The sequence below is a fragment of the Microbacterium marinilacus genome (assembly GCF_019753765.1).
Classification (GTDB): Bacteria; Actinomycetota; Actinomycetes; order Actinomycetales; family Microbacteriaceae; genus Microbacterium; species Microbacterium marinilacus.
In genome coordinates this window covers 1-7,345 of record NZ_JAIJZW010000022.1, presented here as the reverse complement: position 1 = coordinate 7,345, position 7,345 = coordinate 1, and the positions used below count along the sequence as shown (strand labels likewise).

The 7,345-nt window shown below is 65.9% G+C and carries 7 protein-coding genes and 1 pseudogene; 4 read left to right on the top strand and 4 right to left on the bottom strand.

The window, feature by feature from the left end:
• On the top strand, positions 1 to 533 hold a 533-nt coding region (locus K5S26_RS18360), incomplete at its 5' end, for an RHS repeat-associated core domain-containing protein (protein ID WP_221860931.1).
• A gap of 1,603 nt (positions 534 to 2,136) precedes the next feature.
• Here the strand turns inward: K5S26_RS18360 and K5S26_RS18355 are convergent.
• Positions 2,137 to 2,862 (bottom strand): hypothetical protein, encoded by a 726-nt coding sequence (locus K5S26_RS18355; RefSeq protein ID WP_221860929.1) that lies wholly within the window; start codon positions 2,860 to 2,862, stop codon positions 2,137 to 2,139.
• Here K5S26_RS18355 and K5S26_RS18350 point away from each other — a divergent pair.
• On the top strand, positions 2,861 to 3,211 hold the full coding sequence (locus K5S26_RS18350; RefSeq protein WP_221860927.1) for a hypothetical protein: 351 nt from the start codon (positions 2,861 to 2,863) through the stop codon (positions 3,209 to 3,211). The genes K5S26_RS18355 and K5S26_RS18350 overlap by 2 nt on opposite strands.
• Positions 3,212 to 3,397: 186 nt before the next feature.
• Here the strand turns inward: K5S26_RS18350 and K5S26_RS18345 are convergent, their stop codons facing one another.
• Positions 3,398 to 4,240 (bottom strand): helix-turn-helix domain-containing protein, encoded by an 843-nt coding sequence (locus K5S26_RS18345; RefSeq protein ID WP_246604249.1) that lies wholly within the window; start codon positions 4,238 to 4,240, stop codon positions 3,398 to 3,400.
• A gap of 153 nt (positions 4,241 to 4,393) precedes the next feature.
• On the opposite strand from K5S26_RS18345, the gene K5S26_RS18340 reads away from it, so the two are divergent.
• Positions 4,394 to 5,134: an SDR family oxidoreductase gene (locus tag K5S26_RS18340; protein WP_221860925.1), complete on the top strand. Its 741-nt coding sequence runs from the start codon at positions 4,394 to 4,396 to the stop codon at positions 5,132 to 5,134.
• Positions 5,135 to 5,315: 181 nt separating this feature from the next.
• Here K5S26_RS18340 and K5S26_RS18335 read toward each other — a convergent pair whose 3' ends face one another.
• On the bottom strand, positions 5,316 to 6,251 hold the full coding sequence (locus K5S26_RS18335; RefSeq protein ID WP_221860923.1) for an NADP-dependent oxidoreductase: 936 nt from the start codon (positions 6,249 to 6,251) through the stop codon (positions 5,316 to 5,318).
• A 124-nt stretch (positions 6,252 to 6,375) separates the two neighbouring features.
• On the opposite strand from K5S26_RS18335, the gene K5S26_RS18330 reads away from it, so the two are divergent.
• A complete protein-coding gene (locus K5S26_RS18330; protein WP_221860921.1) occupies positions 6,376 to 6,945 on the top strand; it encodes a TetR/AcrR family transcriptional regulator in 570 nt (189 codons plus the stop codon).
• A 191-nt stretch (positions 6,946 to 7,136) separates the two neighbouring features.
• On the opposite strand, the pseudogene K5S26_RS18900 reads toward K5S26_RS18330, so the two are convergent.
• Positions 7,137 to 7,345, bottom strand: a pseudogene (locus K5S26_RS18900) (integrase core domain-containing protein); the annotation flags it as partial.

The following is a 7,345-nucleotide window of genomic DNA, read 5'->3' as shown; positions in this document are numbered from 1 at the left end:
GCCCTGGGCGACAAGATCCAGGGCTCGACGCCGGAACTCCGGCGGGTGGGCAGCAGGCATCTCACGGACTCCTTCCGAGACGATCATCGCCTCAAAGCTGGCGTCCGGAAAAGCGGGTCAGGCTCCGAGGCGTCTACAAGCTAGGCGCGCGCTACTACGACACCGGGCTCGGCCGGTTCACGCAGATGGACCCCAGCGGACAGGAATCGAATCCGTACGCCTACGCCATCTCGAACCCCATCAACTACAGCGACCCTTCAGGACTGTCTGCGGCGGGGGTTCTCTTCGACCTCGCGCTGGTAGCTATCAACGCCTGGATGGACGGTAGTGATCTCGGTGACGCCCTCGCTGGGGCGATCACTCCGGAGCGGGCAGTGGCCCTCGGGTGGGGCTTCGGTGGTGAGTTGCTTTGTTACGCCGGAGCAGCAGTTACAGGTGCGGCCTCGGTCACGACCGGCGCCGCAGGCGGAATCGCGGTCGGCCTCTTCTGTACGCTCGTCGGCGTCACGGTCGACAATCTGCTCGGCGGATGAGCGCCCGACCGAAGAAACAGGAGGACTGCTGGATGCGTACGCGACTCGAGAAAGCCGTTGAAGTTTGGCTGCGCTTTGTCGTCCCGGGAGGTTTCCTCGTCTTGGGAGTGCTGGGGTTGTTGTACGCGCTCTCCATGCTGAGAACCTCTGGTCTGGAGTCCGCCGGCTGGAACCTGATCGTGGCGAGCGTGGTCGTGATCTGCCTGTCAGTCTTAGTCTTCATCCTCTCGAACACACGAAAGGCTCGACGCAGGTGGCGCGGCGACATCACATGAGCGTGCGGCCCTGGGGTCAGTCAGGTGCCTTCGACCAGTCGCGACGCGATTGCTGCAGGACTGATTGCACGGTGGGTGAGCGTGGAATCTAGGACCTCACGACACGGCGGCTCCATCCGTTCGCGCCTTGAGCACCCCGGAGACAAACATGCGTGACCAGTCGTCCTGGAAGGCCTACCTCGGGCTGGGACTCTTCATGATCGCTTTCGCGATCGCAGCCATGATCTTCATATCTCTCGGCGCGAGTCCAGAAGTTGGGCGCCTCGGTTCGTGGGCAGTGCTTGGCGTACCACTCGGAGTCGCTGTCAGCATCTTGGCCTTCGCGAAGAGAAGGAAAGAGCGCGGAGATAAGTAGTCTGCCGGCTATCCCATGCCTGGGGTGCGGAACCTTGCATGCCGGCCGGTGGTCTCGCGCGACATCTCATCGGGAGGCCTCTGGCCCTCTACCGGCTTCGGAGTGGTCGCGGCGATCTCTACGACACGAGGATGGAGGGAACGTTCGATGAGGTCCGGCAGCGGTCCTCAACATGAGTCCTCTCGCGAATCAACGTTCGGAGAGCGCCTTCGACGTTCTCTCGACGTCCTCGCCCGTCCCTGGTGGGGAGTCGCCGCAGTCCTCTTGGTATGCCTGATCGCGGTCGGTCGCGAGCTCGGCGCGGTGTCGAGCGGAGCCAGCCCGCTCTGGCTCTGCGTGGGTCTTGCCGGCGTGCTGCTGTCTGCTTCGCTCTTGGCGTGGCGAGTCTTGCGCCACCAAAGGCGGTAGTGAGTAACCAGCGCGACTGCTTTCGGGGGTTGGCCGTGGGCGAAGCTCGTGAGCCCTGACCGCGTGCTTCGGCGCCCGGGTGACGGTACATACAGGCGTCCCGCCGGAGCCCCCGTATCGCCCGAACCTGGTTGCGGCTGACGCAGGATCATGTCGGTCTGAGGCGGGGGCAGCGCGCCTCGACGCATAGAGGGGAAGGGCCACCGCCAGGACGGGCAGAAACCGCGCAAGAACACCGATCGAGAGCGGGCCCTGGAAAAACCGACCGCTTAGCGCGGAAAAAGATGTGGAGACCGCGATGCGAAGCCAGCGGGGAGTAGGGCTCGGGGATTTCGTGAATCACCCCACAGGGGTGTTTCAGGTTTTCACCCCGGTGCACTTCATGAAATACACGGGCGGCGGCTCGTCTCGAGACATCGAGGCGGCCGCCGCTTCGTTCTGCTCCCCGGAGTATTCGTCAGCACCCGCGCTGCTACTCAGATCACCTTCCCCGTGAACGACGAGTAGCCCCTTGCGGGGTTCTCGTTCGTCTGTTCGGTTCGTGTCGGCTGCGCGGCCGCTGCTGTCAGCCCGGCGGTGCCCCGCGCGTCCCGACAGCGTCGATGGGGTCCACGACTGCAGTTCTCACCGGTGCGAGCTGGCGGCGTGGCTTCCTTGTCTTCGGTGTCGTTGCTTCGCGTGCTTCGCGTGCTTTGCGTCGCAGTGCTGTGACGATGCGGCGGATGCTGCTGGCGACGACGGCGATCGAGCTCGCGAGGAACTGGAAAGCGTACCCGCGACCGGCGCGCTTCTTAGGGTCGCCGAGGTCGGTGAACCGGCCGTCCTTGAGGTGCTTGTTCGAGGACTCGACGTGGTTGCGCTGACCGTAGGCCTTCACCCAGGCCTCGCTTCCCCAGGGGTGGCGTTGGAGGTGTTTGACGATGTCGACTTGTGGCGGGATGGTGACGCTGCCGGTGAGGGTGGAGCGGACCCGCTTGCCTGTGGCGGGGTCGAACGCGACGTGTTTCGAGGTGAGACCGCCGCGCAGCTCGCGGACATCGCGTAATGGGCGCCCCTCTTCCCTGAAGTCGGGGAGGCGGTCGCGCAGTACCTGTCGACCTGGCGCGGCGGCGGGATCAGGAGACAACGGCGACCCGGACGCGGCGGGCGCGAGATGAGAGACCACATGGGCTGTGTATGCGCGGTCCGCCCTGGCGTGTGCGCCGCCCATGGCGAGAACCAATTGCTCGCCCGCTAGAAGGTCCTGTCGAGCGACCGTCCGTCGTCCGGTCGTCGACGCATAGGACGGCATGAGCACTGCAACGGCTGACCCAGCGAGCGGTGATGACTACGGGGGCGACTACCCCGCGCGGATGCACGTGCACGAGTACTACAGGCCGAGTCGTCGACGGCAGTACCTCACCATCACCCACCTCACCAGCGGCGAAGGCATGGATGGCTTCCGTCCGGACGCTCAAGTCCTGAGTCGGAGCCGCGGCAGCTTCATCATGCTCACGGATGCGCCGGAATCTGGAGATTCAAGCAGCATGACAGTGGCGTTGTACACGAAGGGCGACCTGATGGTGGAGACACGGGTCACCCGTCGGCGGCTGGATAAGGCCATCGCAGCCTGGGCAGAGGGCGATGAGTTTCTCTTGTGACCCAGGCGCGCGTTGGTCAAGTGTTCGCGACTGCCACCCCGTGATCCACCGGCGTCCGATAAGAACGATCTGCACAGAATGACGTCCCGTACCCATCTGTTCTTCGCCGTCGACTCGCCGCTGCACTGCGCGACGTGTCCTAGGGCGTGTTGCTAGATCGTCGTGGCGGGCCTCGTGCCGTGCCCCTCAGGTCGCGGCGCCGAGGGACGCGAGGAGGCTGAGCTTGTCGGCGTCGGCGCTGTTTTCGGCGGGGTAGTAGAGCACGAGAATGAGGTCGCCGACGGGCATCTTCTCGCGATGAAGGCGCAGCGCGCCGAGGGCCGGGTGGTTGACCGCAGCGGTTCCTCCTTGCAGCTGCCGGACGTCGTGCCGGGCCCAGAGTGCGCGGAAGCGTGCACTGCCGAGGGAGAGCTCGCCGACGAGCTCGATCGCGCGAGGGTCGGCGGTGTCATCGCCGAGGGAGCGTCGGAAGGAGGCGATGAACTCGTCGACGGCGCCGTCCCAGTCTTGCTGGAAGTCGCGTTCGGCGGGGTCGAGCATCAGGGACCGTAACCGGTTGTTCCCGGGCACGAGCCGGGGGCTGAACGCGGTGGCGAGGGGGTTGGCGGCGAGGACGTCGAAGTAGCGGTTCTCGATGAACGCGGGGGTGTCAAGCGCCGCCAGCAGGTCCTTCAGCCGGGCCGGCACGCGCTCAGGGGGGTGTGCTGCCCGCGCGCGGCGGGGACGCGGTCGGGGGCTTCCGAGGCTGATCAGGTACTCGGCCTCCACCTCGTCGAGCTGCAGGACGCGGGCGAGGGATTCCAGGACCTGCGAGGAGGGGTTCTTGTCGCGGCCTCGCTCGAGGCGGAAGTAGTAGTCGGCGCTGATACCGGCCAGCAGTGCGACCTCCTCGCGCCGCAGGCCGGGGACGCGGCGCCGCGACCCGGCGGGGATGCCGGCCCGCTCGGGTGTCACCAGCGCACGGCGCGCGGCGAGGTACTCCCCGAGCCGATTGTCGTTGGCGCCGTCCATGAGATCAACGGTAGCCATTCCTCGCCGACCGAGAGGTGCCCTGTCACTACGTGGATCAGCGGGGACCTTCCTCCCATCTACGGTGCGGCCGAGCATCGAGATGTGCCGGTGATCGATCCGCACGAAGACGACCCGGCCAACGGCCGGACAACAGACGAGAAGGAAGCAAACATGGACATCAGCGGACGGACCGTCCTGATCGTCGGGGGCACCACGGGAATCGGCCGTGCCCTCGCGCAGCGTTTCGTGGACGCCGGAAGCACCGTCATCGTCGGAGGCCGCAACACCGAGCAGGTCGAGAGCCTGGAGACCGTCCGCGTCGATGTGACCGACCCCGCATCGGTCCTCACCGCTCGCGATGAGGTACTGGCGACGCATCCCGAGCTCGATGTGATCGTGACGATGTCGGGCGTCATGCTCACCGAGGACCTGCGCGACCCGGGCCACATCGCCCAGGCCGAGACCACGATCGCGGTGAACCTGCTCGGCACGATCCGCGTGATCGACGCGTTCACCCCGCACCTGCTCGGCCGTGCCACCGGTGACATCATCACCGTCTCCTCCGGCATCGGCTTCCTGCCGTTCCCGCTGATGGCCACCTATGGCGCGTCGAAGGCCGCGGTGCACTCTTACACGGAGTCGCTGCGCGCGCACCTCGCCGGCACAGGCATCACCGTGACCGAGCTGGTCCCGCCGGCCGTCGCCAACGCCGGCCAGGAGAAGCTCAACCCCAACGCGCTGCCGATGGGCGACTTCCTCGACGAGGTCCTCGGACAGCTGACCCAGAACCCGACCCCGAACGAGATCGTGGTCGAGCGTGCAAAGACCCTCCGCTGGGCCGAACATGACGACACCTACGCCGAGCTCCTCGCCGCCCGCTCCCAAGCGCTGAACAACCTCCCCGGGCGCTGAGAACTCATCCTGCGGCGGGCGGTCCGGATGATCGAACCGCCCGCCGTCCTTCCTCACAGGCCGGCTGGGCGTGTGCGGCCCGCTGCGTCGGCTGGCTGTACCGCCGGCGACTCGACCGACCGTCAAGAACGATGCCTTTTCTCCAAGCGCCGCGCCGTCGACGGGTGCATTGCTGGTTCGTTCAGTCCGGGACGATGACGAGCTTGCCGCGCTTGCCCAGCCTGTTCTGTTCGAGATCCGTCAGGGCGGGTATCGCCTCCGAGAGCGGAACGGTGCGGGCGATAGGGAGTCTGAGCTTCCCCGAGCGCGCGTCCGCTGCGATCTGTTCGAGGTCTTTAGTGATGGGCTGAGCGATGACCGCGTGGTACGGACCGGGCAAGAAGCTCTTGATGAGGTTCGCCGGGGTCGGCTGGGTACTGACGATGCGACCGCCTCGTTTGAGCATGGCGCGCGCGTCCTGCACAGGAAGCGTTCCTGCCGTGTCGAACACGATGTCGAACTCTCCGTGCAACGGAGCAGGGTCGAAGTCGAAGGCGACGATCGGGTCGATACCCAGTTCGCCTGCTTCGTCTCTGGAGTTGGCGCGACAGCTTCCTGCCACAGTGGAACCGTGTGCGGCAGCGATCTGCGCTGCGGCACGGCCGACGGCGCCGAGGCAGCCATGCACGAACACCCTGTCCCCAGGTTGCATCCTTCCCGCCTTGAACAGCGCTTGAAGCGCGGTGATAGCGGGTGTCGGGAGGGCGGACGCGTCCTCGAAGGAAAGCCCAGCCGGCTTGTGGACGATGCCTTTCTCCTGAGCGATCACCACATCGGCGAATGCGCCCGCCGACTTGATGGGCGTGCCGCCGAAGACCTCGTCCCCCACGTGGAACCGGGTGACGCTGCCGCCGATCGCTTCGACGACTCCGGCGAAGTCGTATCCCGTCGCACGAGGGAACTGACGCCCGGTCACCACCTTCATGGCCCCGGATCGGATACCGAAGTCCATCGGGTTGGCGGCGGCGGCGGCGCGGACGCGGATGAGAACCTCGTCGGCGCGGAGGGATGCTGGCTCGAAGTGTTCGAGTGTCATCACCTCGGGGCCGCCGTACTCGTTGTACTGGATGCGTTTCATGCCCGGTTCTCTTTCGTTCGGTTAGTCACTTGCGGCCTCTTCATCGAGACAACGCCGAACAAGTGACGGTACTTGGTTCCATCACTTTATCAGCCTACGGGACTAAGTCCCGTAGGCTGGCGTTATGGCCCGTTGGGAACCGAACACCGCGGAACGGCTCTCTCAGGCCGCCCTCGAACTCTTCGCCGAGAGAGGTTACGAGCAGACCAGCGTCATCGATATCGCGCAGCGGGCCGGCCTGGGAAAGACGACCTTCTTCCGGCACTTCCAAGACAAGCGGGAGGTGCTCTTCCACGGAGCCGAGACAGATGATTGGCTCACCGACGCGATAGCCGAGGCCCCCGAAGGGAGCACCCCGCTCGAGGCCATCGCACGCGCGCTCGACGCGGCCGGTGCGGCGCTCTTCACCCTTCCGCGTCGGTCATTCATCGCGCGACGACAGGCCGTGATCACCGCCAATCCCGAGCTCCAGGAGCGTGAAGCACTGAAAAACCTTCGCCTGACCACTTCCATGGTCGAAGCGCTCAAACGACGAGGAGTCGCCGAACTCACCGCGCGTGTGGCGGCCGAACTCGGCGCACTCGCTTCGAGCATTGCGCTGGAGCGCTGGAGCCGATCGAACGCCGCCGTCGAGTTCGCCACTGTCGCACAGCACGCTCTCGAAGAGGTGCAGTCCTGCGCCAGCCAGCGCTAACCAGATCGACAGCGCCCGAGATCGGGACGCATCACATGCGCCACCCGTGTCGCCGCGGTCCTCATTGTTGGTTCCGATGGGCTCACCGGCCACCCTGATCACATCGCGATCGGGACGGCCGTAGGAGCCGCGCGGAACGCCGGGGAAGTGCCCGAGGGAGTGGGGGCTCGGCAACAGCTAGTTGTACTCGGTCATGAGGTTGGTGACACTCGGCTGATCGGGGGTTGGCCGCCGCAGGCGGTGTGTGGTCGAGCGTAGTTGTAGTGCTCGAGTCAGGGGGCGAGCGCGTCGGCGCGGTGCTGGTTGGAGGCGTAAGGCGCGCGGTAGGCCCAGTATTCCTGCATGGTGCGGTTGAAGCGCTCGGCCTTGCCGTTCTGCCAGGGGCAGTGCGGCTTTGTGG

Excerpts from the sequence above, each read along its gene's own strand:
- K5S26_RS18350 (WP_221860927.1), top strand. The coding sequence starts at position 2,861 with ATGAGCACTGCAACGGCTGACCCAGCGAGCGGTGATGACTACGGGGGC.
- K5S26_RS18355 (WP_221860929.1), bottom strand. The coding sequence starts at position 2,862 with ATGCCGTCCTATGCGTCGACGACCGGACGACGGACGGTCGCTCGACAG.
- K5S26_RS18345 (WP_246604249.1), bottom strand. The coding sequence starts at position 4,240 with ATGGCTACCGTTGATCTCATGGACGGCGCCAACGACAATCGGCTCGGG.
- K5S26_RS18340 (WP_221860925.1), top strand. The coding sequence starts at position 4,394 with ATGGACATCAGCGGACGGACCGTCCTGATCGTCGGGGGCACCACGGGA.
- K5S26_RS18335 (WP_221860923.1), bottom strand. The coding sequence starts at position 6,251 with ATGAAACGCATCCAGTACAACGAGTACGGCGGCCCCGAGGTGATGACA.
- K5S26_RS18330 (WP_221860921.1), top strand. The coding sequence starts at position 6,376 with ATGGCCCGTTGGGAACCGAACACCGCGGAACGGCTCTCTCAGGCCGCC.